The organism is Sporosarcina sp. Y1004 (assembly GCF_057669665.1).
On sequence record NZ_JBYHFQ010000001.1, the window covers coordinates 229,742 to 254,526 of the forward strand.

25 protein-coding genes, 1 pseudogene and 1 riboswitch are annotated in these 24,785 nt (G+C 42.5%); of the genes and pseudogenes, 6 read left to right on the plus strand and 20 right to left on the minus strand.

The window, feature by feature from the left end; all coding sequences use genetic code 11:
• Position 1 precedes the first annotated feature (1 nt).
• Positions 2–1,315, plus strand: coding sequence for an RNA polymerase factor sigma-54 (gene rpoN / locus AC25Y6_RS01265; RefSeq protein WP_488141801.1), 1,314 nt, complete (start codon positions 2–4; stop codon positions 1,313–1,315).
• Between the two features lie 90 nt (positions 1,316–1,405).
• Here rpoN and fabG read toward each other — a convergent pair whose 3' ends face one another.
• The 4 genes from fabG to AC25Y6_RS01285 form a co-directional block, all read right to left on the minus strand.
• Positions 1,406–2,146 (minus strand): 3-oxoacyl-ACP reductase FabG, encoded by a 741-nt coding sequence (gene fabG / locus AC25Y6_RS01270; protein WP_488141802.1) that lies wholly within the window; start codon positions 2,144–2,146, stop codon positions 1,406–1,408.
• A gap of 129 nt (positions 2,147–2,275) precedes the next feature.
• Entirely contained in the window at positions 2,276–2,608 is a 333-nt protein-coding gene (ytxJ, locus tag AC25Y6_RS01275) for a bacillithiol system redox-active protein YtxJ (RefSeq protein ID WP_482102714.1), read from the minus strand.
• Positions 2,583–4,241, minus strand: coding sequence for an aminotransferase class V-fold PLP-dependent enzyme (locus tag AC25Y6_RS01280; RefSeq protein WP_488141803.1), 1,659 nt, complete (start codon positions 4,239–4,241; stop codon positions 2,583–2,585). Before AC25Y6_RS01280 ends, ytxJ begins: the two co-directional genes overlap by 26 nt.
• Before the next feature lie 4 nt (positions 4,242–4,245).
• Positions 4,246–4,818, minus strand: coding sequence for a glycerol-3-phosphate acyltransferase (locus tag AC25Y6_RS01285; protein WP_488140976.1), 573 nt, complete (start codon positions 4,816–4,818; stop codon positions 4,246–4,248).
• A gap of 138 nt (positions 4,819–4,956) precedes the next feature.
• Here AC25Y6_RS01285 and AC25Y6_RS01290 point away from each other — a divergent pair, with 138 nt between their 5' ends.
• A complete protein-coding gene (locus tag AC25Y6_RS01290; RefSeq protein ID WP_488141804.1) occupies positions 4,957–5,628 on the plus strand; it encodes a phosphatase PAP2 family protein in 672 nt (223 codons plus the stop codon).
• A 50-nt stretch (positions 5,629–5,678) separates the two neighbouring features.
• Here AC25Y6_RS01290 and AC25Y6_RS01295 read toward each other — a convergent pair whose 3' ends face one another.
• Entirely contained in the window at positions 5,679–6,173 is a 495-nt protein-coding gene (locus tag AC25Y6_RS01295) for a hypothetical protein (RefSeq protein WP_482104867.1), read from the minus strand.
• 114 nt (positions 6,174–6,287) lie between these two features.
• Between AC25Y6_RS01295 and AC25Y6_RS01300 the strand changes: the two genes are divergently transcribed.
• A complete protein-coding gene (locus tag AC25Y6_RS01300) occupies positions 6,288–6,617 on the plus strand; it encodes an MGMT family protein (RefSeq protein ID WP_488140974.1) in 330 nt (109 codons plus the stop codon).
• A gap of 799 nt (positions 6,618–7,416) precedes the next feature.
• Positions 7,417–7,797 (plus strand): large conductance mechanosensitive channel protein MscL, encoded by a 381-nt coding sequence (mscL, locus tag AC25Y6_RS01305; protein WP_482102731.1) that lies wholly within the window; start codon positions 7,417–7,419, stop codon positions 7,795–7,797.
• A gap of 93 nt (positions 7,798–7,890) precedes the next feature.
• On the opposite strand, the gene AC25Y6_RS01310 is transcribed toward mscL, so the two are convergent.
• The 8 genes from AC25Y6_RS01310 to AC25Y6_RS01345 all read right to left on the minus strand — a co-directional run bounded on the left by AC25Y6_RS01310 (position 7,891) and on the right by AC25Y6_RS01345 (position 15,541).
• Positions 7,891–9,234 (minus strand): TldD/PmbA family protein, encoded by a 1,344-nt coding sequence (locus AC25Y6_RS01310; RefSeq protein WP_488141805.1) that lies wholly within the window; start codon positions 9,232–9,234, stop codon positions 7,891–7,893.
• 3 nt (positions 9,235–9,237) lie between these two features.
• Positions 9,238–10,626, minus strand: coding sequence for a TldD/PmbA family protein (locus AC25Y6_RS01315; RefSeq protein WP_488141806.1), 1,389 nt, complete (start codon positions 10,624–10,626; stop codon positions 9,238–9,240).
• A 447-nt stretch (positions 10,627–11,073) separates the two neighbouring features.
• Positions 11,074–12,018, minus strand: coding sequence for an ABC transporter permease (locus AC25Y6_RS01320; RefSeq protein WP_488141807.1), 945 nt, complete (start codon positions 12,016–12,018; stop codon positions 11,074–11,076).
• Positions 11,996–12,913, minus strand: coding sequence for an ABC transporter ATP-binding protein (locus AC25Y6_RS01325; protein ID WP_488141808.1), 918 nt, complete (start codon positions 12,911–12,913; stop codon positions 11,996–11,998). The genes AC25Y6_RS01320 and AC25Y6_RS01325 overlap by 23 nt, the downstream gene beginning before the upstream one ends.
• Before the next feature lie 7 nt (positions 12,914–12,920).
• Complete coding sequence (locus AC25Y6_RS01330; RefSeq protein WP_488141809.1) at positions 12,921–13,619, minus strand: ABC transporter ATP-binding protein; 699 nt, start codon at positions 13,617–13,619, stop codon at positions 12,921–12,923.
• Entirely contained in the window at positions 13,612–13,980 is a 369-nt protein-coding gene (locus AC25Y6_RS01335) for a GntR family transcriptional regulator (protein ID WP_482104874.1), read from the minus strand. Before AC25Y6_RS01335 ends, AC25Y6_RS01330 begins: the two co-directional genes overlap by 8 nt.
• 2 nt (positions 13,981–13,982) lie before the next feature.
• Complete coding sequence (locus AC25Y6_RS01340) at positions 13,983–14,753, minus strand: hypothetical protein (RefSeq protein WP_488141810.1); 771 nt, start codon at positions 14,751–14,753, stop codon at positions 13,983–13,985.
• 5 nt (positions 14,754–14,758) lie between these two features.
• A complete protein-coding gene (locus tag AC25Y6_RS01345; protein ID WP_488141811.1) occupies positions 14,759–15,541 on the minus strand; it encodes a hypothetical protein in 783 nt (260 codons plus the stop codon).
• Positions 15,542–16,014: 473 nt separating this feature from the next.
• Between AC25Y6_RS01345 and AC25Y6_RS01350 the strand changes: the two genes are divergently transcribed.
• Entirely contained in the window at positions 16,015–16,383 is a 369-nt protein-coding gene (locus AC25Y6_RS01350; protein WP_488141812.1) for a VOC family protein, read from the plus strand.
• A gap of 147 nt (positions 16,384–16,530) precedes the next feature.
• On the opposite strand, the gene AC25Y6_RS01355 is transcribed toward AC25Y6_RS01350, so the two are convergent.
• Positions 16,531–17,481, minus strand: a complete 951-nt coding sequence (locus AC25Y6_RS01355; protein WP_488141813.1) for a hypothetical protein — start codon at positions 17,479–17,481, stop codon at positions 16,531–16,533.
• 187 nt (positions 17,482–17,668) lie between these two features.
• Between AC25Y6_RS01355 and AC25Y6_RS01360 the strand changes: the two genes are divergently transcribed.
• On the plus strand, positions 17,669–18,148 hold the full coding sequence (locus AC25Y6_RS01360) for an immunoglobulin-like domain-containing protein (protein WP_488141814.1): 480 nt from the start codon (positions 17,669–17,671) through the stop codon (positions 18,146–18,148).
• A gap of 45 nt (positions 18,149–18,193) precedes the next feature.
• On the opposite strand, the gene AC25Y6_RS01365 is transcribed toward AC25Y6_RS01360, so the two are convergent.
• From AC25Y6_RS01365 to gucD, 6 genes and pseudogenes are all read right to left on the minus strand, one after another.
• Positions 18,194–19,306 (minus strand): 5-methyltetrahydropteroyltriglutamate--homocysteine S-methyltransferase, encoded by a 1,113-nt coding sequence (locus AC25Y6_RS01365; protein WP_488141815.1) that lies wholly within the window; start codon positions 19,304–19,306, stop codon positions 18,194–18,196.
• 193 nt (positions 19,307–19,499) lie between these two features.
• Positions 19,500–19,698: pseudogene (locus tag AC25Y6_RS01370) on the minus strand (hypothetical protein); the annotation flags it as partial.
• Between the two features lie 100 nt (positions 19,699–19,798).
• A riboswitch (SAM riboswitch) is annotated at positions 19,799–19,912 on the minus strand.
• A gap of 142 nt (positions 19,913–20,054) precedes the next feature.
• Positions 20,055–20,747, minus strand: coding sequence for a FadR/GntR family transcriptional regulator (locus AC25Y6_RS01375; protein WP_488141816.1), 693 nt, complete (start codon positions 20,745–20,747; stop codon positions 20,055–20,057).
• A gap of 35 nt (positions 20,748–20,782) precedes the next feature.
• A complete protein-coding gene (locus tag AC25Y6_RS01380; protein ID WP_488141817.1) occupies positions 20,783–21,730 on the minus strand; it encodes an ornithine cyclodeaminase family protein in 948 nt (315 codons plus the stop codon).
• A gap of 90 nt (positions 21,731–21,820) precedes the next feature.
• A complete protein-coding gene (gudD, locus tag AC25Y6_RS01385) occupies positions 21,821–23,203 on the minus strand; it encodes a glucarate dehydratase (RefSeq protein ID WP_488141818.1) in 1,383 nt (460 codons plus the stop codon).
• 103 nt (positions 23,204–23,306) lie between these two features.
• Complete coding sequence (gene gucD, locus AC25Y6_RS01390; RefSeq protein ID WP_488141819.1) at positions 23,307–24,776, minus strand: alpha-ketoglutaric semialdehyde dehydrogenase GucD; 1,470 nt, start codon at positions 24,774–24,776, stop codon at positions 23,307–23,309.
• Between the last annotated feature and the right edge of the window lie 9 nt (positions 24,777–24,785).

Here is a 24,785-nt window from a genome sequence, read left to right on the forward strand (position 1 = left end):
CATGGAACTTGGACTCCAGCAACGGCAGGAACTGAATCTATTAATGACTTTTGAGTTAAGACAAGCTATTGAACTACTACAATATTCCACTCATGAACTTGAGCAATATATCAGGGAGCAGGAGCTGGAAAACCCAATTATCGAACTGAAGGAAAAAGAAGAGAAACCAGTCCACGAAGAACGTTTGCATCGACAATCTTCCTCTTTCGGCGGTTCCGAGATGCCCATGGACGCGGTCCAAAGCAACGATAAAAATATGCGTGATGAATTACTCGAACAGGCAAAATTCTTATACCCGGATATCCAGACGCAAAAACTGATTAAGTATCTCCTCTACAATCTCGACGACAATGGCTATTTACAAATCACCGATGCCTATTCGAATGACTATTTAGCATTTGAAGAAGATGACATCGAAAAAGGTATCCACCTCCTGCAACAACTAGGTCCAATCGGGATAGGCGCGAGGGACTTAAAAGAATGTTTGCTTCTACAAATTACGTATAGCTATCCGGAAAACAAATTGGCTGCTTGTTTGGTGGAACACCATTTGAACCTAGTTGCTGACCGTAAATGGAACGAAATCGCTTCAAAAATGAACATCCAAATGAACGAAGTGAAAGACCTTTTCGATTTTATCCAAACACTGAATCCTAGACCTTGCTCCTTCATTTCTGATTCTTCCACGGAGTATTTGACACCCGATATCATCGTTGAGTGGAAGGATAATGAATTCGCTTTCCATTTGAATGACGGGTTTTTACCGGCGATTCATGTGAATAAAGACTATGCACTGCATCTTCACGCAAAAAATGACGCATCAAAATATATGAATACGCAATTCAAAAACTATCAATGGCTTCTTAGCAGCATTGAACAGCGCAGAAATACGATCATTAAAATTGTGCATGTCCTTTTGGAACGACAGGAGGACTTTTTCAAAAATGGGTTCCGTTCATTGAAACCTCTAACCCTTAAAGAAGTCGCCGATGAAATTGAAATGCATGAATCGACTGTCAGCCGGGCAACGACAAACAAAGTAATACAGACGCCATTCGGCTCCTTTGATTTGCGGTTGCTATTCACTTCCAAGCTAGAAACGGCAGATGGAAATACCATTTCCCAAACGAAGATGAAAACACTTCTGGAAAGTTTCATTGCACAAGAAAACAAATTCAAACCCTATTCCGATCAAAAAATAGCGGAATACTTCAATGCTGAACAAGGAATTACAATATCCAGACGGACAATCAGCAAATACAGGGAAGAATTACGAATCCCCCCTTCAAGTAAACGTAAGGATATTCAAATATAAAAGCGCCCCGCACAAATAAGAGGAGTAATGGAGATGTTCAATCATCTCCATTACTCCTCTTATTTCTAACTACTTTGTTGCCCTTCACTGTCACTTCAACATGCCGCCATCCACTTCCAAAACAGTTCCATTGATGAAATCGGATTCGTCAGATGCTAAAAACAGATAGGCATTCGCCACATCCGTGGGTGTTCCCATTCTATTATAAGGAGTCATCATTTTAATTTGTTCCATCACTTTCACTGGAATCGTATCAACCATATCCGTTTCGATGAAACCGGGGGCAACCGCGTTGACATTAATCCCTTTTGGACCAAATTCCTTTGCCCACGTTCTTGTCATGCCGATAATGCCCGCTTTTGCGGCAGAATAGTTCGTCTGGCCAACATTGCCACCTGTCCCTGCAATGGAAGATGTATTAATGATTTTTCCTTTGCCATGTGCAAGCATTGTTGGAAGAAAGGCTTGCGTACAATTAAATACACCTGTTAAATTTACGTCAATTACCTTCTGAAAGTCTGCTGCCTCAAGCTTTAGCATCATGGCATCTCTAGTAATACCCGCGTTATTAATAAGGATATCCACTTTACCGAACTGCTCAATGACTTTTGTTGCCATCTCCTTCACTTTTTCACTATTGGCTACATCCGCCTGAAAGAATGCAGCTTCGATTCCTTCGCCGTGCAGCTGTTGCGCTTTTAATTCTCCAGCCTCTTTATCAAAATCAACGATGGCAATCTGCGCTCCATGTCTGCCGAAAAGTGAAGCGGCGACAGCTCCAATTCCATTCGCACCGCCTGTTATGACAACAATTTTATCTCTTAATCGCATACATTTGACCTACCCTCATTTGAATTGTGATTGATTATTCCCATTGTTCCAATTTTAACATAGTTATTGGAAAGCACGAATTTTTTCTAACAAAAAACAGGTATCCTCAATTGGAATACCTGTTTCAGCTTATTTATTTACGAGATCTTCTACTGCTTTTTCAATGGCTGTTCCTTGAATTGAATGATGGGTCGCTTGCCAGACTGCTTCTCCGTCTTTCAGCAGAAACAGTTGCGGAGATGCATGTGCTACTCCGAGATTACTTTCGATTTCATTGGAAACAGGACGACTTTCACTAACTTTCAGAAAGTATTTCGGTGCGTCTGTTGTAACGGTTTCAAACTGACTGTAGGCAGCAGCACTGATTGGACATGTCGTACTGTGTTTTAAAACGAGTAAAGGTCCTTCTTTTGATTGTTCCAATACGTCGTTCCACTCACCTACTGTTGTTAATTCCTTCATGACTAACCACTCCTTCTCTATCATTTGTTTTCCCTATGGAGTCTACCTTAAACACTTGTTCGTCTGCAAATGTTAAGAACGGGAGCAAGTGAAGTAATCTGTCGAGCTCTTTTTCCTTCACGTCGTTCATACATGAAATCTGAAGCCAATTTCGTTGGCGTAAATATTCACTTTCATAATGCACGTTAAAGCCGTTCAAAAACAAATTATCTCCAAGCCGTATTGCCGATAAACCTTTCGGCAATACAATCGTAACAATTGCAGCAGCTGCAGATTCCTCCGACGACAGGATTGTGAATCCAGCTCCTTCAACCGCTCTTCTAACTTTTTGTGCACGGTTTGAAATTGCCGTGAAAACTTCCTCCGGGAGCTGAAATTTCCGTAAAGCTGCATCCAGTGCGGAGACCAGATTAGATGACTGGGAATAAGGAATTCCAGATGCATCTGCGTATGCGCCCAAATCAAGGTAACGCGGCAAGCTATCCCTCTTGATGATTATCTCGTTATGGAAAACGAACGACAGACCCGTATAACTCAATAGTCCTTTTCCGCTGACTCCTGAAGCATATGTGACTCCTGATAAATCGACAGGTGTTGTCCCAATTGCACTCACACAGTCGACTACAAGTGTGATGTTGTAAAGTGAACAATATTTTTTCATTAAATCCAAATCGTTCAGCACACCCGTGGACGTTTCACAATGCACAAGCCATAACCAACTGTATTGACCGGATTGCAATGCATGGTCGATTTCATCCCCATCAAAAGAACAGCCCCACTCGGTTTCGATTGTGTCAAACGCCATACCAAAGCGCTTTGCATGATCTGATAACCTTGAGCCAAACTCTCCATTAACCAGTATAAGGCCCTTGCCGTCGTGCATACTTAACTGTGCCGCCACTACATCATTCGCAAGTGTACCTGTTCCTTGAAAGAGCTGAACATACTTTGCGCCTGTCAAAGTTGTCAGCCTCTCTTTCACGCGTTTCAATATCATTTCAAACGCCGTAGATCGATGTGAAAAGGGTTCAGTCATCATTGCTTTTCTCACATCTTCAGTAATGGTCGCAGGACCTGGTAGTAAATTGATGAGCGGTTTCAAAATTCTTCCTGCAATCCCAGCGTCGAATGTTTCTTTTGTTAAGTACATCGGCTGGAAAGCAGCTTCCTTTGTCCCTGTCAATTGAGCAAACGGCAAAAATCCTAGTTGACCATAGAGTTTCTGTTCCCGCACTGTCCCCGATATAAGTGCGGCGTCATAACCTGCTTTTAGGCAATATTGAACAAGCGCCTGCGTAAGACCAAGGAAAGCTCGACCATTCCGATAGTTACGCTCAATCGCAAGAAGTCTGATTTCAACAGGATTATTTGCTTCAAACGGTAAATGATCTTCCACTATCCCGATTTTTCCGTCAAGCGAGAAAGGCCGCTTACTGCGCACCGCAATCATCCCGATAACTTGTGTTTTTTTCTTACAAATAATATATGTATTCTCATCATGAAACTTATCAATCAGTTGATGTTTTTCATTTCGTTCATGCTGAGGGATTTCCTCTGCAAATGTCCGATAATTCAAATCGTGAATCTGTTCAAACTCCGAATGCGTTTCCGCAACTTTGTAGATGAAAGTCATTCTCTCAACTCTTTTCCGGCATAAGTTTCTGTTTCAAATCATCCCGATGTGTGAATAAAAGAAGTGTGGACAGCAAACAGGCGGCGATGAAAACAGGCATTGTATATGGAAATAATAGCACTAAAACAGGCATGAGTAAGACTCCACCCATTCCTGCAAGTGTGAAGCTTTTCAATAAAGGATACAAGACAAGGAAAATTCCCACGAAAGCTGAAAATAGAAACAGGTCGAAAGCCAGCATACCGCCAATGTAAGTGGACACGCCCATCCCGCCACGAAACTTAAAGATGACTGGAAACACGTGTCCTAAAGTTACGGCGAAAAGCACCAGTAGTGCTATGAACGCATCAAAACCGAGCGATTTAGCAACGATAACAGCCAGTGCACCTTTTAATGCATCTCCAATAAAGGTCGCAATGAAAGCTTTCTTACCTAAAATCCGCCCTGCATTGCGAGCTCCGGGATTCCCACTGCCTTCTGTTCTAATGTTTTTCTTATAAAGGAAACGACTTATGATGGAGCCTGTCAACACATTGCCTAGCAAGTATGAACCAACAAATAAAAGAAGTAGTGTCATAATACATCCTTTTTGGAAATGATAGTTTTTTCTAGTGTAGCATCTTTCCCCATTAATGATATAGTCTTCAAAACGAGATTAGCTATATTTTCTACTTCAGCATGGTATACAATTGGGAAAACGAAAGGAGTGCATTTAATGCGCGAACTCCCACTCCGATTATTTACAGCATTTATCCTAGTTCTCGGTTTCGGTATCGCTTTTGGATATATCGCAACCGCTATCAGCAACAAATCGATAGTAAACTTCGACACTTCTATTATTGAATACGTTCAAGGACTGGAAGCTCCTTGGCTGACAACGATCATGATCGTGTTCACGTGGGGCGGATCCGCTTTTTTCGTCATGCCACTTGCGCTCATTGCGTTTTTCTATTTTTACTTTGTGAAACACCATAAACACCAAGCAATCTTGTTCATAGTCGTTATTTTTCTGACACCTATCTTGAATTTTCTACTAAAAATTTATTTCAAACGAGAGCGCCCTGAAATCTACCGTATCATGGACGCGAATGGTTTCAGCTTTCCAAGTGGGCATACGATGATGGCATTTAGTGCCTATGCGATCGTTGCGTATAGCATCAGTCGCAATGTGCAAACAGCATGGACTCGTGTGCTGCTGTTCTTATTCGCCGCCTTCATGATTAGTATGATTGGGATCAGTCGAATCTATCTCGGTGTCCATTATCCAAGCGATGTCGTCGGCGGAATTGCGGCGAGTGCTTTATGGGTTACAGTCGCAATCTCAGTTTATGCCTATTTCCAACACAAATATGAGAAAAAAATAAGCATGTTTCGCGTCGATGAGTGATGGGAAACGCTCTTGTTTTGATGTGTATGTGAATATTCTTTGTCCATGTATTACAAGCGCTTCAGTGCTTCATCCTCACTGAGCGTTTTTGGTACAAGTCCGCCAAGTTCAATATACGTTGTACGACCATTCGCTATTACAATAAAAATGTCCTTCGCCTTCGTAGGTAGGATATGGTCCACCCAACTGTTTTGATTGGAATAGAATTCCTTTATTTCCTTTTCGGCATATAAAGGGACTGGTGCAATGGCTGAAGCACGCAACTCTTTTTCCACTGCTTGTAATGCTTGAACTTTCGGGTCATTCTGGTCATGAATCTTTTGCAGCAAATCAATTACTTCGCCAAGTCCTATGAATACCACCCCGTAAATAGCAGAGGGTACAACCACACTTCCTAAACTAATAAACCCCATTCCATTTGGAAAGGAATAAGATAGTTGAACCAATAGGAGGAATCCTTGAAGAATACCCCAACTTATCGCAATCAGTCCGACGACTTTCAACACAAAACCGATGAGTGTGCGCCTGACAAATAACTCTTGCATTTCATCAACCCTTTCCCTATCCAAACTATTCTATTAACTATACGAACTGAGTCGTTAAAAGTTTCATATGAAGCTTTGATATAATGGAAGTAACGCAAAATGGGGGTGTTGTTTATGAATTTATTTACCGAACGAGTCATAGGAATTATCCAAGGTATCCCCGTCGGGCACGTCATGACTTATGGACAAGTTGCCGCGGCTGCGGGAAGTCCGCGTGGCGCAAGGCAAGTTGTCCGGGTACTCCACTCGATGAGTGCAAAGTATGAGCTACCTTGGCACCGAATCATCAATGCACAAGGCGGTATTTCTGCACCTGCCGACGTGGAAAGCAAGGGTCTTCACCAACGCGAGTTGCTTGAAATGGAAGGCATTACATTTAGTGCGGACGGTAAAGTTGATTTGACTGTTTACCGCTGGTTTCCTGATGACGCAGTGGACGGCTGAATAGCAATATTACTGTGATTCGGAGTGTGGAATAAAGACCGCTTGGCGCTCTGGGGATGCCTCTGGCCATGAGCGGATTGGTGCTTCGTATCCAGTCTCAGGGCTTCGGCTACCCCTTGTCGCGCTTGCGCTAGGGTGTCCCATTATTGAGAGTGATTTTAAGACGTATAGACTGAGATTATAATGAGATTACTATTTGATACTAATTTCATTGAAGAATGACTCACTAAAGGCTACAGGTCTTTTCCCCGATAACGAAATGTGCTTCCCTACATAGAGACCATCTAGCGAAAGCGCGACTTCGTGGTAGCCGGAGCGATAAGACTGATGGAGGGATATAGTTCAATCCCTCCCTGGGCTCACTTCCGGCTTACTGCGAGAGGCATCGAGGGCACTGAAAAAGTTCTTTTTTATAGTAAGAACTAGTTGATTGTAGTGAAGAGCGGCGACTCCAGCGCTAGCGTTGGGAGCACGAGGGAAGGATGCCTTAATTTCTGCAAAGAAAGCAGAAATACGGCAAATCGAACCCTTCGCTGTTCGATTGGCTGAAGCCGTGCCCGCGGAAAGCGTCCGCTCGGAACGGAAATCAACGGCATTGAAGGAAATCGGACTTTTTCGGTGGCTTCGGAGGCATCGACAAAGCGTCGGATCGGTATTAGGAGGATTTCTAATCCATTCCCTATGTATTGCGACTGTTGTTAATCGCATTCTCTCAGTTTATAATCTATTGGTAGAGGGTAAAGTCATTACATAGTTTACCTCTTCAATAAAGTTAAGAAGAGACAGGGGATTGAATGAAGTGTTAAAAGACTTCAAAGAATTTGCATTTAAAGGCAATGTGTTCGACCTTGCCATCGCAGTTGTAATTGGTGCTGCATTTGGAAAAATCGTGTCCTCACTCGTAGAACATATTATTACACCATTAATCGGACTAATTTCAGGCGGCATTGACTTCTCCGGACTAAGCTATACTTTCCTCGATACTAAAATTATGTACGGGATGTTCATTCAAACCGTCATTGATTTCCTTATTGTTGCATTTGCTATCTTTATGGTCATTCGTTTGCTTATGAAATTCAAGCGTAAAGAAGAGCCAATCGTTGATGATGCACCAATCGACGCTAAAGAAGCACTTCTAGAGGAAATTCGAGACTTGTTAAAAGAAGGAAAAACACTTTAATATTCAACTAAAAAGAGGGCAATCCCAGCGATGGGATTGCCCCTTTTTTTATTCCGAAAAAAGTAGCTTAGTTACTACGCCTGTCATCTCGACTTAATCGACCGTTACAGAAAGACTTTTGACCACAACGGATGGCGAACCGTAGCCGCCTGGCTTGAATTCCAAGTCTGAACCTGTCTCTTCGATGTCTTTCATATAATCGAAGAAGTTTCCGGCAATTGTCATCTGTTTAACAGCGGATGCAATATGCCCATCTTTAATATAGAAGCCTGTTGCAGCGAGGGAGAAGTCGCCTGAGACTGTACTCGCTCCGGAATGAAGGCCTGACAAGCCTGTGATCAAAACGCCTTCTTGTGTAGATGCAATCATTTCTTCCTTGCTCTTCGTACCTGATGCAATATACAAATTTTGTGGAGCGACTGTCAGTGTACTTTTGTAGGATGATTTACGTGCATGTCCGGTCGTTTCGACACCATCTTTTTTCGCCGTTTTCCGGTTATGAAGCAATGTTTCTAGTGTCCCATTCGTGACGATTGCACGTTTTTTAGTCGCAACGCCTTCTCCGTCAAAGTTCGAACCGGCAATCGCGTCTGGATGTGTTGGATCATCTAGTAACGTGAAATGAGCAGACGCAATCTGTTCCCCAACTTTCCCGTTTAATAATGACTGACCCATCTGTGTGTTCTCAGCCGAAAAGATTGGTGTGAACGCGGCGAGTAGCGATGCAGATGCATCGTGGCGCAGGATAACCTTGTACTTCTTGGCTGGAATTGATTGTTCACCCAGATTTGATAGTGCTTCTTCCGCCACTTCTTTCGCAATTGCGTCGGCGTCAAGTTCATTGAAATCACGCGTCATTTTACTAAAGCTTCCCGTTTTCATTTCTTCCCCTTCTTTAACGACTGCGGAAATGAAGATAATGAGTCCATTCTGCTTTTCATTCAACATTAGGCCTTTGTTGTTCGCCATTACGCGCTCCGCCGAAAACTCTTGCAACGCACAGTAGTTGAGCGTGACAATTCGTGAATCATATGCAAAAACTTTCTTTTCGATTGACTTGATGAGTTCAATCTTTTCAAGGGTAGGAACCTGTGCGAGCGCTTCACTATAGAAATCATGCGCTGCATACGTTTCACTGCCTTCGAATATGTCCGTTCCGTCGTCTTCATCAAGAACATCCGCATTGGCTTTGGCGCTGTTTATCAAAAATCCGATTGACGCTTCTTCAATTTTTTCTGTATAAGCGTATCCCATTTTACCATTATAGAGTCCACGTAAACCAAGGCCGCCTTCTTCAGACGTCTCGTAACTGTCAATTTCTCCTTTGAAAATCATGACCTGAAACGACTCGGACTTCTCATAATAAACTTCAGCTTCTTTAAAACCTGCGTTCATAGCTTCAGCTAACAGTTTCTTTTGAAATTCATTAATCGTCATCAATTACTCCCCCTTTGTCCCGCCGACGGTAATTTCACTGATACGAATCATGGGCTGGCCAACGTTGACCGGCAAACTTCCACTTATCGACCCACACATTCCTGCGCCATGTGCAAGATTATTACCAACCATGTCAACGAGCTGCAGTGTTTTTGCGCCGTTTCCAATTAATGTTGCGCCACGTACTGGTCGGTCAATTTTTCCATTCTTCACTAGATAAGCCTCGGCCACGGCAAAATTATAGTCACCAGTAGCCGGGTTCACTTGGCCACCGCCCATATATTTTGCATAAATACCGTGTTCGGTCGATGCGATAATTTCTTCGGGAGTCGATTTACCTGAAGCAATATAGGTATTCGTCATACGGGATGTCGGACTAAAGCGGTATGATTGACGGCGTGAAGAACCTGTTGCTTCGGTATTCATGCGACGCGCATTGAATTTATCGACGAGATAGCCTTTGAGAATACCGTCTTCAATTAAGACATTCTTTTGTGTCTTTTCACCCTCATCGTCAATATTGAGCGACCCCCACTCATTTGGCAGTGTTCCGTCATCGATGTACGTTACGATATCCGGAGCGACTTTTTCACCAATTCGATTTGCAAAAACGGAATTGTTTTTCGCAACGGCTGTCGCTTCAAGTCCATGCCCACATGCTTCGTGAAAAATGACCCCGCCGAATTCATTGTCAATGATGACAGGAAACTTTCCGCTCGGACATTCATCCGCTTCAAGCATCGTCACCGCAATGCGCGCAGCTTCACCCGCGTAATGAGTAAGGTCAAGGTTTTCGATAAATTCAAAACCGGCATGTGCACCCGGACCGTAGAAACCAGTTTGCAATTCAATACCGTCTGATGCAGTTGCCTGAATAGCAAGCCTGCTATAGACACGTGTGTCTTCAACAAATTTCCCTTCCGAGTTTGCAATGAGAACGTTCTGTTGCTCGTCAATATATCGAAGTTCTACCTGCTTAATGCGTTCATCGTAATTTCTAGCAATTTCATTGGCTTTTTTCATGACTGCTGCTTTCCGTGCATGCTCCACAGTTTGCGGCATTTGGGCAATTTTATGGATCGCTTCAAACTTCTCTTTCTGAAGCGGGTGAATTGTTCCGCTGCCCCCACCTTTGATGGCAAGTGCTGCCCGTTTCGCCGCATTAATTAATCCTTCTTCTGAGAAATCGGTCGTGTACGTATAGATACTCTGCAGACCTGAAAAGATACGTATCCCAATACCGAAGTCTCGGCCAGAAATACTTTTTTCTATCTTTCCACCCTGCAACTCCATTACGTTAGACAATTTGTCTTCTATGAACACTTCCGAAAAGTCGCCGCCTGTAGAAAGTGCGGCTTCTAACACGTTTTCAATCGTTGACTGCTTGATCATATCCCCATTCCCCCTTCACTATCTGATTATATCGAATACTCTACCGAATGGTAATGTTTTCATTGGTAATTCAGTAAATTTGCGGACTTTCTATTGTCACAAGATAATAAGAACTTCTGATTCAATCCCTCTTGCTCAACAACCTCGTCACAATTAGTAGCAGTTCAATTGGGATATCATTGCCCACCCATCAACCCAGTGGTATAATAGAGGTAGGATTTATTGTATAAAAGGAGTGATAGCCAATGTTTTTCGTATACATTCTAATCGCACTGTTTACATTTGTAATCGTAGGGAATATCGCTGGTCTCGTTCGTACATTCAGCAACCATAATTAATTACATGCAAAAGCCCTCCGATGATGGAGGGCTTTTTGTTTGGTAATTTAGCATTTCCACGAGACAACATTCGGACAAGTCTCTGACTATCTCGTTAAAAAAAGAGCGATTAAGCTGTAATATCCCGTTTAATGAACGTCGTATAGCTGATAAACAGGAATATTACAACATACACTGCAAGAACGGCGAGTGAAAATTGCATCGTAATGCCCTCTACAATTTGAAAGTCTGTTTCATGAATCGTCAAATCCATATGTGTGAAGACGATGTATTTCACGACTTCGTATTTTGCTAAAAGTACGACCAATGTCGAGCCCATGAAGTAGATGAACAGCGATAGTCCAATTGCGAGTGAGCTAGAACGGAATACGCTACCAATCATGAACGCAAATGTTGCCGTTACGAAAACATTCCCGAATGATAGTAACAACATATAAAGCCCTTTACCCCAAACCGATACTTCTACAACTTCCTTCCCGTTCCAAACAAGTTCTGCACCATTGCCTGATTGGTATAAGAGAAACGCGCCAAGCGTGGAAACGATAAATCCGAGTAACATAAGAAAAATGCCAAATAATATGACCGTCGTGTATTTGGACGTTAAGATTTTCCATCTTTTGACGGGGCGGGATAACAGCATCTTTATCGTTCCTTGCGTAAATTCAGATGCAACAATTCCTGCTGCAACAATAACCGTCAGCAAAACAACGATGGCTCCGACGATCGTACTTGAATTCATAATCATACTTTCCCGGCTATTACCGTCTAGCGGTTCGATTGAATTTGCCAAGCGGTATTCAAGAATCTTCTTATTCTTTTCAATTCGCTTTCGGTCGCTTTCTGATAGACCCGGACTGCTTAGATCTTGTTCTGCATAGGTTAGTTCGCTCTGTACATTTGTTTTCCAATCTTGCTCCTCGTAATCATTCACCGAATCGATCCATTTCGTTAGACCGAACATTCCTAAAATCGCCAACACGAGTAGGCCAGTCATAATCCAAGTCGCTTTTTTACTCCATAATTTCATCCATTCATTTTGTATGAGCTTCAGCAATCTGGCCACCTCCAGTCATTTCTAGGAATTGATCTTCCAGTGTTTTGCGATGCGGCTGGACTGCAAACAATTGAATTTCCTGTGCCATCATCTGCTGGATAAGTCCTGGTATCTGCGTTTTTTCTGCATTAATGATAAATCCGCCATTCAGTGGTTCAATTGTAAATCCGCCCGCAATTAGCAAAGCTTCAGCAGTTTCTGTCGGAAATGCTTCAATATAGTAATGAGATTCTTGCTCATTCGACACATCTCGGATATCAACCAGTTTCCCGTTCTGAATGACTGCAATCCGATCACACATAAGTTCAATTTCCGATAGCATATGGCTTGAAACAAAAACAGAAACGCCTTCTGTTTCCGCAATTACTTTTAGATGCGTCCGGAACTCGCGAATTCCTGCGGGATCGAGTCCATTTGTCGGCTCATCGAGAATCAGAAACTTCGGATTGTGTAAAAGTGCCTGTGCCAATCCGAGTCGCTGCCTCATTCCAAGTGAATAGGTTGATACTTTTTCATGAATTCGATTTTGCATACCTACCTTATTAACGACTTCATTAATCCGCTCTTTTGTCACACCGTCATGCATACGCGCAAAGTGCAATAAGTTTTTGTAACCCGACATGAATTTGTACATTTCCGGATTCTCTACAATGACTCCGACCTTCGATAGGCCTTCTTCAAAATCATCAGCTAGTAATTTACCGTCAATGACGATATCCCCGCCCGATGGCTTCATGAGACCAACCATCATACGAATTGTCGTCGTTTTCCCAGCTCCGTTTGGTCCGAGGAACCCTGTAATTTGTCCAGGATACAACGATAGACTCAAGTTGTCGATAATCTTTTTTCTACCGATTGTTTTCGATAAATTCTTTAATTCTACTACTGGTTTCATCCCCACATCACCCTTTCTTTTTGAACAGTGACACCATCCATGAGGTGGCATCTTTCCCGTAAGTATTCCGGATTTCGTCAACCGCTTCATGCGCGATTATACGTCCCCCTCTTAGTACTACGATTTCATCGAGCAATGGTTCCACTTCTTTTATTTCATGTGTCGACATTAAAATGGTTTGGCGCTCAGTATCAGTGAAACGGATCAGGCCTTTCGCGATGTCATCACGCACCATCGGATCGAGGCCGGAGAAGGGTTCATCCAACAAATAGTAATCCGCTTCACGTCCAAGCGTCACCGCAATTTTGACACGTCCCCGGTTCCCTTTGGACAAATGTTTTATTTTAGAATCGAGTGAAAGATTTAAAAATTGCGCAATCTCCTTCGCTTTCACCAAGTTAAAATCGGTAAACTGCGACTCATAATATTCGATGAGCTGACCCACAGTGAAATACGGATAGAACAGGTCCGCGTCCGGCATATAAGCGATAGTGGATGCCACCCTTCGCGTAATATGACTTCCGCTTAACACAGCACTTCCAGAATCAGGTGTCACTAATCCAGCAATCATTTTCAACAGCGTTGTTTTCCCGCTTCCATTCTCCCCAACAAGTCCGATTATTTTTCCTTGCGGCAGGGAAAGCGTAAGACCGTCAAGCGCTTTTCGTCTGCCATACTTTTTCGATATATTTCTAAGCTCAATCATCTTTTCCACCCCTTTCCTGTAGGTGCTGCAGCATTTCTGAGGTCGTAAAACCAAGTGCTTCAACATTTTGAATGAATGACGCCACAAGCTGTTCCTTCATTTCATTACGAAGCATGGCTATTTTCACTTCATCTTCCGTGACGAAAGATCCTTGCCCTCTCTTCGTTTCGGTGATTTCCATTTGCTCCAGCTCCTTATAGACGCGCTGCATCGTATTGGCATTCACACCAGCTTCAATGGCATACTCACGAACAGACGGCAATTTCTCCCCTGGCTTCAACGTTCTTCGGATGATATCTCCCGTTATCAGGTCGATGAGCTGTTGGTAAATCGGTTTGTCTGGAAGAAAATTAATGCCCATTGTTACAACCTCACTTTCTTTTCGAATAACATGGACCCGAAAACGAAATAGAATACCGTCAGCAAAACGTATAATACAATACTGCCGATTGTTAAAATCGTTCCGCTTGGGACAATGTAATTGTTAAACATTAGTAGATTCATCTCCTGAATCGAGCCATACATTGGCCCCATATCCTTGACCGTTTGGAACACCTCCGTGAACCAGACAAATCCCCATCCAATAATCCAAATGTTGACCAAGATAATGATGACAACAATCGAGAACAAGCCTATCCGTGAACGAAACACCTGGTAAATCGACCAGAAGAAAAACACGAGTGCCATGCCATAGAGGGCGTTCATCATAATGACAGCGCCCACACTAAGCGATAAAAGCAGATTGTCTACAACGGACACCGTTCCACCGTCCGCGTAATAAGTAATTCCAGCAATCATTCCGCATAGTACGAGCGAACAGCCTACCGTCAAGCTAATTAGTAAAAACTTTGCACCCACCAGCTGCCGCATCGATGCTGGGGAATGAAGCCAAATAGCCAGATGTCCCATTTCCTTTCCAAGACTATCAATTAGCAAGGTCACCGCCATAACCAAGTGGAGTATGAAACAAAGTCCAATCATCGGTTGAAGAGAAGCGAAAAGGTCCTCTGGCAACCCAAAAACCAGGTGATCCACACCCCAGAATAGGATTAGACTATTGATAAAAATATAGAAAACAAGTCTCCATCTCATCTGCACCCATTCTTTTTGCACTAACCCTCTCCATCTTTTCATAAGCTTTACAACCTCACTTTCTTCTCGAACAGAACAGCTGCTACGATGAACAAAGCGACTGTACAAAAAACATTGAATAGAATTTCACCTGAGTAAAATAGTGTCTCCATATGTTCAAAGTAAATGAACTCCACATTAAGTAACGGATTTTTGAGTTTCATAACATCAATAGGTCCAATCGACACCAGCTTCTGATAAAAATCGGAAAGGGTGAATAGACTATAGATTCGAGATGAAATGAAGATCAAAATGATAGTAGCCACTATTGAATATCCCTTTAAAAAGGGTTTCATCAGACGATCAATGACCCAGAAGAAAAATCCGACACTCATGAAAATGAACGAAACCGCAAAAACCAGTACGATGAAAATACTTCCAAAGAAAAACAAATCGTTGAATGTAATTGTTGCAGATTTGAATAATGCGTATTGTACCGCAAGAACGATTGTAGAAATTAGCAGTCCTACTGCGCCAATAAGGGATCCCAACAATGCTTTTGCGCCAACCAGTTTATAAATAGATGCTGTCGAATGAAGCCATACATCCGGACGCTTCATTTCCCTTTCCAGCATCGTAGACAATGCAATCACCGGAGCGAACGCACTTGCAATCGCCCATAGAAAACAGATAACAAGCGCGACTTCAAAAACATGTACTTCGGATCCCAAAAATCTGGTTATCAATAGCGGAAAAAATGACATGACAAGGGTTCCGAACAATGCACTAACGAGTAACGCCCACTTCATCGTTATCCACTCTTTTTTCACTAACCCATTCCACTGCTTCATAAGCTTTCCTCCTTAATGTATCGGTGTATTAGTTACATAGTACACTGTATGCGATATAGTGTAAAGATATTCGTTTGATTAATGAGTTAACTTCATAATTGAAGATTTTTTATGAAATCCGAACAAGGTTGATTTATACTCCAGGCGGACGCTTTCCGCGGGCACGGCTTCAATCTCCTCGTCACTTCGTTCCTGCGGGGCTTTCCGCTCGCGCTGTTCCCGCAGGAGTCGCCGCCTTACGTTACAATCAACGGAACTCATCCATGCAAACGAATAATCGATTAAGAAATCTTGTTAATATTAGTTTTTGCAATTAAAATAAGAAACAATGAAATTGACTCTGATAGGAAAAATTGAATACTTTTACCGATTTCAATAAGAGTTACTTATGTCTGGTAGTCCAAAATGAGGAATGGTGCCGCGGTTGAATGAGGGCTATACTAAAGTTACAACGTTCAAAGGAGTGATGAATCATGAGTTCGTTTTTAACAGGCATTGATCATATCCAAATTGCAGCGCCACCCGGTTCTGAGGATGCAGCTCGGACGTTTTATGGAGACCTTCTTGGCATGCAGGAAATCCCAAAACCGGAAAACTTGAAGGCACGCGGCGGTTGCTGGTTCCAGTGTGGTTCACACGAAGTGCACATCGGCATTCAGCAGGACTTCATCCCTGCCAAAAAAGCGCACCCCGGTTTTACAGTGAATGCACTTGATCAGTTAAAATCGCGATTGGAAGAAGCTAGTTACATCATTAGCGAAGAGCCCCCAATCGAAGGCCGTTCTCGCTTTTTCACACAGGATCCTTTTGGCAATCGGCTTGAATTTTTGGCATTTGAATGAAACCTATTGAGTGTTCGAATTTTGCTCCATTATGTGGTGGGATGCATTACCTGCATCCCGTTGCTTCAAGAATAAGGAGATTTTCTCACGGATTTTTTGTTTGCCATGATTGTCTGTCGAATTACCTCAACAACCATGGATTATCTATCAGGCTTCGATAATTTCTGTTTCCTTCACATCCAATCGTTCCAATTCATGATTCAATTCATCATATTTTCTCGCAAGCCGATCCTGTACTTTGCGCACTTCTTGAAGCACATCATTCAACTTACTTTTCGCATCCGTAATGCGTGAATGAACCATCCAGTCCGAAAATATATTATCAAAAAACAGATCGGTGAATGTGAAAATATCCTTTTTATTTACTATGAATGATTCAGTCGCAGCATTCTGAACGTCCATCAATTCTGTTTCATAATGGCGAAGTGCACGTTGCGCGCGGTGGACGAGGTCGTCGGAACTGTTAATTTCGGAATACTTGAGCGCTGATACAATCAAACCGCCGCCAAGAAATGTGTCCCAAACCGACATTCCTTCCGCTGATTCAAGCTTATCTAGCGCCGCATCAAGTGCACGGCTAGCCTTTTGACCGGCATCGCGGGCTTCGTCGATTTCGCGGCACAGCGAACGCACCCTTACCCGGTCATCCGCAATTTTTTGCAGTGTACTATTTGCAACGGAATCATTGTGCCGAATCCATGTCTCCTTTTCCTTTATAAAATCTGCCCAGTCTTCATCTATATAAGTGAAAGCTGGATTTTTCATGTCTTCACGCAGTTGTTTGGCTTCCGCCTCTAAATCCGTCACTACTTTTTCAGCCTCATTGTATTGCAATTCAGCCTCAGCAGCTTCTGAAATTTCCTTTTCCATTTTTTCATCCCATGTGCCCGTCCACTCACTAATCTTATTCATGAAAGAAAACTTTCCGAGTTTCACAACATCCTGTTGTTCTTTTGTCAGCTGTTTGTAGGATTTATCACGCATTGCAATGGCTTCTGATAATTGCAACTCAGCCCCGTCCAACCGCCGTTTGATCCGATTGCGTTGCGACCGTCGCGTTGCTAGTTCCAATTGCCGTTCGTGAATATCTTGTCTCATCAAAACCACCCCTTTCTTTGTTATACGGAAATCTGAGGGGGAAGTTTCATTCTCTCGCAATAAATTGTCCACATGTGCATAATTAATATTTTTCACTATTACAACTTATCCACACCCAAGTACTTGATTTTAATCAATGTTTATCCACAATCAAAGGGATATGATAGAAATGGAGGTGTACCTTATTATGAAAAAACAACTAACAATTGCACTTACCCTTATACTTGTCCTCACCGCGTGCGGAAATGAATCTACCATTTCTACATTGTCTTACCCGGTACCTGACCAAGAGATGCATGCATCCGAGGAAGGTTTATCACTTACGCTTGAAGAAGATACTTACCTCGGATCACCATCTGTTATCAAGACAGTCGTGCAAAATGCCACTTCATCCGACTATCAATTGGGTGAGTTTTATCATATTGAAGTAAATAAAGATGGCCAGTGGTTTATCATTACTTATTCAGATGCTGTGTTCTTAAAGAATCCGTCCTTCAAAGACTATGGAAATGTGTTGTCAGCCGGCAGCAAAGCACGCCAGACTTTTTCGGTCGATGCGCTTGGCGTGACGCTGATTCCAGGCGAATACCGTCTTGTGAAAACATTTTTATCGCTTGGCGAGCCGTTGTACGAGTTGTCTGTCGCTGTACCATTCACTGTAGAATGAAAAAACCTGAACAAAGCAAATGAGCTTTGTTCAGGTTTCTTTTATTTAGCCCCAGACTTCTTTCGCTACGTCTACAATGAATTTCAATTTCTCCCATTGCTGTTCTTCTGTCAATTTGTTGCCGTGATGCGTTGAAGCAAATCCGCATTGTGGGCTCAAGCACAGCTGTTCAAGTGGCACGTATTGCGCCGCTTCTTGAATGCGCGCGATAACCGCATCTTTGTCTTCTACTTCTCCATTTTTCGATGTAACAACACCCAGCACGACTTTTGCTCCACCATTTGGAACATGATCTAACGGTTTAAAGTCTCCTGAACGTTCGTCGTCATATTCCAAGAAGAAGCCATCCACTTTTTCTTTTGCAAGGAGCGTTGGCGCAATCAATGCATAGCTTCCTTCAAACGCCCATGTCGATTGGTAGTTCCCGCGGCATAAGTGAGTTGTTACGACTAAATCTTCTGGTTTATCTTCCAGCACACCATTAATGATACGTAATGCAAGGTCAATTAGTTGCTCCCTTGAATAGTCTCCATCTTTGAATGGATGATCTGGTGCGGAAAGACCGGCAATATGCACATCATCCAACTGTAAATAACGTACACCCGCTTTGTAAAATGCATTCAGTGCATCTTTATACGCCTGAATGATATCGTTTGCGTATTCTTCAATATCCGGGTAAATGTCACTATTACGAATTCCGACATTAAAGAGTTGATTTGGGCTCGGAATCGTTTGTTTCACAACAGCACGACCGCCAACGATTTCATTAAGCTCAACAAAGTCTTGAATGAATGGATGATTAGGGTTAAATGAAATCTTACCTGTGTTGCGAACGTCGTATTTTTCAGTTTCAACCCCGTCAAATGTGTAACCTTTCTCAGGTACAAATCCTTCAATTCCATTCAGATGCTCCAAGAAGTCCAAATGCCACCATGTACGTCTAAATTCACCATCTGTTACAAGTTCCAAACCAACTTCAATTTGCTTATCAACCACCCGTTTAATTTCCTGTGTTTCTACTTCTCGTAATTGTTGTGCAGTAATTGTGCCTTCTTTAAAGTCTTTGCGCGCTTTATGCAAGTTATCCGGTCGTAGTAAACTTCCAACATGGTCCGCTCTGAATGGTGCTTTCGTTAGTGTTGTCGCTTGATTTGTCATAGTAAATTCCTTCTTTCTGTTTTTTAGTGGTTTTTGATTTTATCCGAACAGGACGCGAATGAGCGAACTCTTTTTCTATTCTTTCGGCAGTATCGCGTATGAGCGGGTTATTTTTCTTTTCTTACGACAGTACCGCATATGAGCGGGTTATTTTTCTTTTCTTACGACAGTTCCGCGTATGAGCGGGCTTTATTTATTTTCTAACGACAGTACCGCGTATGAGCGGGTTATTTCCCTCCTCTTTCGGCAGTCGCGCGTATGAGCGGACTGGAAATCCGGATGCTTTTTCTGGCTTCGGAACGATGTTAAAAACGACTGAGTTTTTTTGAGGGCACTTTATCTAAGTTATTTGATAACTCAATTTGATTGGTGTCTTGTTCAAAAACATAATAATTCTCCCTTCATATATTGAAGGTAACTTTGGTCTCCAGAAAGAACAAAAAACCTCTTCTAAATTTCAAGAAGAGGTTTTGGCGAATTCGCTATTTGCTCTTCTCATCTCCAAGCAGTAAGCATTACACTTACGCTTCTGGAATTAGCACAGTACTTAAAAAGTCTGTTGCTGAGGTATCATCGGGCCAGTCCCTACACCTCTCTGGATAAGAAAGTTACGTATTTAGTTGTTAACCAGTACAATACGCGACTTCAAATAGAATGTCAATACAGAATATACAAAACATTTTATTTATGTCTTTTTCCCTAGACAAATAAGGCAAACAAAAAAGCTAGGATGTACAACTTTTCCTAGCTACTGTTTCCCCTCATAGTCCGCCATTATTTTCTTTCTCACATAACTTAAATGTGTATACATCTGCTTGAACGACTCAAAAGGATCCCTTTTTTTCAACGCTTCATAGATTGCTAAGTGATGCTCAATCGTAATATCAGGCTCTCGATAGGTGATTAAGCTATCCGTTTTCTCGTGTGTGATAAGCAGTGAATCTATCATTCCTTCGACAACGGGATTATCGGCACTTTGTGCAATTAAAATGTGGAATTCCTTATCTATACGTCCATAATTACTATCTGAATTTTCTTGAATATCATCAATTGTTTCTTTGATTTTTTCAAGTTGCTCATCCGATATCTTTTCGGCGGCAATCGTAACAAGTCCCAACTCCAACGCCATGCGTGCTTCAATGATTGCAGGAACATTGTTAATTGATAACGCGAGCATTACCTTAAACGGATTACTTCCGACCCTATCATTTACAAACGTACCTCCGCGCGGCCTTCTCGTAATAATTTCCAAGGTCTCCAAAGAACTAAGCGCTTCCCGCAGAACAGGTCGGCTAACATCAAATTGTTCCATCAAATTCATTTCCGGAGGCAATTTATCACCCGGGTTTAGCTGCCCACTCATTAATAGCTGAACAATTTGTTCTAACACCTGTTGCGAGAGGGTGCTTCTCCGGACATTGTCCACTTTATATTCTTTCATTTCATCCCTCCTTTTCCTATGTTTACAAGTACACTTTATACGTCAACCCGACTTAGATATCTCTCGTAGATCAGTTTTGCTGTTAGGATGTCAAAAATAGAAACCCCTACCGATTTGAAAACGGTTACTTTTTGCTTCATCTCTTCACTTTCACCTTGTTGAACCAAGGTCCTGAGTTCGGGGATTGTCTCTTCGCTATGGCCAAACTTTCTTGCGTTAATCATTTCACCGCATTCGGAAAACGCTGCATGTGTATCTACAAATAGATGATCTGCTTCCTTGATAATTGAGTCAGGAATCTCTTGCATGAATGATTTGAATGCACCTGAACCTGCGAAATGCTTTCCAGTTAAATCAATTTGCGCATCGTAAGTAATAACCGGATTAGTTGATGTTGTCGTTGTAATAATAATTCGTGCCTCTTTTACAATGGTCGCAGGATCTGAACTATCAAATCGTATAGTTGGAAATTCCTTCTTCGCTTTCTCTATAAAGTAATCGAGTCTATCCTTACTACGATTATACACTAAAACACGCTTTACTGATCTTACAGCACATGCCGCTTGCAAATGACTCCACCCTTGATCCCCAGTACCTATTATGCCAATGGTCTCCGACTCATTAGATGCCAAGTATTTCATACCCAATCCACTTACAGCACCAGTCCGCATAGCAGTTATCGTTCGTGCATCCATGATCACAAGTGGTTTCATCGTCTTCCTTTCATTCAACAGGAAGATACCCCTCAAAGTAGCTTCACCGATTGCAGCATTGCCTGGAGCAATACCAATCAGCTTCGCCCCGTAATAATCTTCATAGAAGGAAGGCATTAATAGAGCTGAATTCTCGGAGTCATTGATGAATAATCGTTCTGGAACAAATGATTTCTTCTCTCCACCATTCACATAATAATCTTCTATTGTATCAATAATTTCTTTCATCGAAATAAGGTTTCTAATTTCATGATCATCAATAAAATGCATTTTTATCCCCCTCAAACCAGAATAGAGACCAACGTTTTCCGCTGGCCTATCCTACATTTTTTAATATAGTAAAACCCAGTCGATTTAAAATCACCTTACTAAACAAGGTCGTTTATTATCAAATTTCCAGTCTGGAATTAAATACTGCATGCCGATGGAGTCATCTCGAGCCCCAAGGTTTTGATCGATATAAAGTTTGTTTGCCTTTTCAATCTGTTCCATGTCAATTTCAACACCTAAGCCAGGCGCAGAGGGAACTTCAATTTTCCCACTTACAATCTGAAGCGGTTCCTTCGTTAACCGTTGACCATCTTGCCAAATCCAATGCGTATCAATCGCTGTGATTTTTCCAGGTGCAGCTGCTGCAACATGTGTGAACATTGCAAGAGAAATATCGAAATGATTATTTGAGTGTGAGCCCCACGTCAATCCCCAATCATTACACATTTGAGCGACACGGACCGAACCTTGCATCGTCCAAAAATGTGGATCAGCCAACGGAATATCAACAGCATTAAGCTGAATTGCGTGGCCCATTTGTCTCCAGTCCGTCGCAATCATATTGGTGGCTGTTGGAAGTCCTGTAGCGCGGCGGAACTCTGCCATTGCTTCACGGGCAGAATAACCGGCTTCCGCTCCACATGGGTCTTCAGCATAAGCAAGTACATCATGTTGATTTTTACAAAGTCGAATCGCTTCTTCTAATGACCAGGCACCGTTTGGATCAAGTGTGATTCTTGCTTCAGGGAAACGTTTAGCAAGTGCAGTCACTGCTGCAATCTCTTCATCTCCAGATAGTACTCCGCCTTTTAGTTTAAAGTCATTAAAGCCATAGCGTTCATAGGCCGCCTCCGCAAGAGCAACAATCGATTCAGGCGTCAAAGCTTCTTCATGACGTAGTCTAAACCAATCATCTTTCGATTCCGTATCACTTAGATAAGGTAAATCCGTTTTGTTTCGATCACCTAGATAAAAAAGGTACCCAAGTATTTCTACACTATCGCGCTGCTGACCCTCACCAAGCAATTCAGCGACAGGTACATCTAGGAACTTCCCTAGTAAGTCTAGTAAAGCCGCTTCTATAGCCGTAACAACATGAATTGTCGTTCGCAGATCAAATGTTTGCGCACCGCGTCCGCCTGCATCCCTAGCTGCAAACTGTTGGCGAACTTTATTTAATATGGAGTTATATGTACCGATGGATTCACCAATTACGAATGGCTTTGAATCTTCTAACGTCTGGCGAATCGACTCCCCACCCGGTACTTCTCCTATCCCTTTATTCCCCTGACTATCTTCTAGAATAACAATATTCCTTGTAAAGTATGGGCTATGTGCACCACTCAGATTCAACAGCATACTGTCGTGACCCGCAACAGGAATGACAGTCATTTTCATAACTTGCGGAGCACTCGTTTTTTTCCCATTCGCATTAAAAGTATCAGTACTTTCCAATTTTTCACCAATTAACATTCATAATTCCCCCAGACTACTATTTTTCCTACCCCTCATGCTTATCTTTCTTTTGAAAAGGAAGGAGTTAAGCTTTTTATCGCATAACTCCTTCCTTTTCATCTTATTTTATAAATACTGTTTTGATTGACGTATAGAATTCTTTAGCTGCTTGCCCTTGTTCACGCGAATGGGAGCTAGATTGCTTCATGCCGCCGAAAGGAGCTTGCAGTTCAACCCCTGCGCTTTCCGCGTTGATGCGGACTAGACCAGCATCCATTTCATTGATGAATGAAAGCATATTACTAATCTTCGTCGTAAAGATTGACGCGCTTAACCCGTATTCTGAGTCATTTGCCACTTCTAACGCTTCTTCCATCGTATCAACTTTCATAAGTGCAAGAACCGGTCCAAAAATCTCTTCTTTTGCAAGCACCATTTTAGATGTTACGCCTTCGAATACAGTCGGCTCTACGTAGTACCCGTTCAATCCATCTTTTCCGGTTACTTCGTTTCCGCCAAATAGTAGCTTAGCTCCTTCATCTTTCCCTTTTTCAATATAGGAAAGGACCGTTTTCAGCTGCCCCTCGTTTACACTAGGGCCCATCCATGTACCTGCATCCATACCGTCTCCGACAGTAATTTCTGCAACTTTCTTAAGGAGTTTCTCTTTGAATTCATCATAGACGCCTTGCTGAACGATGACTCGGCTCGTCGCTGTGCATTTTTGACCAGATGATTTTAATCCACCACTAATTGTTGCTTCGACTGCCAAATCAAGATCTGCATCATTGGCAACAATGACAGGGTTTTTCCCACCCATTTCCAGTTGGTATTTAATGCCTCTATCAACAGCTGTCTGAGCCAGTGATTTCCCAACCGTATTCGACCCTGTAAACGTGATTGCATCAATGTTTTTGTTACTTGCCATTTCCGGACCGAGGAGTGAACCCGAACCCGTTACCATATTGACAACCCCTGCCGGAATCCCTGCATCATGCAAACACTCAATTACTTTTGCACATGTAATAGCCGTTTCGCTCGCGGGTTTAATAACAACTGCATTTCCATAAATTAAAGCCGGAGACATTTTCCAAAGAGGGATTGCCACCGGGAAGTTCCAAGGAGTAATCACTCCAACAACGCCAAGCGGGACTCTCGTTGTAAACATAAGTGCTTCGCTGTCTGTCGATGGAATTACGTCACCCACGGATCTCATCCCTTCACCAGCGTAGTAACGTAAAATGGCTACGCCGCGTGCAGTCTCGCCTTTTGCTTCTGGGAATGTCTTACCCATTTCTTGTGTCATCGCAGTTGCGATATCGTCAATGCGCTCTTCCATAATAGAAGCAGCTTTCAATAAGTAGTCGCCTCGAACGTTTCCAGTAAGTTTGCGCCATGCTTTTTGAGCTTGCCGTGCGGAAGTCGCGGCTTTGTCGAAATCATTACTTGAGGAGATTTGATAAGATCCTACGATTTCATCCTTACTAGCCGGATTTTTACTTTCCCCTGTCTTTCCTGTTTCTGATGCAACCCATTCGCCGTTAATATAATTTAAATACGTTTTTGTTGTTACTTCAGTTGTAGTAGTCATAATTGCCTC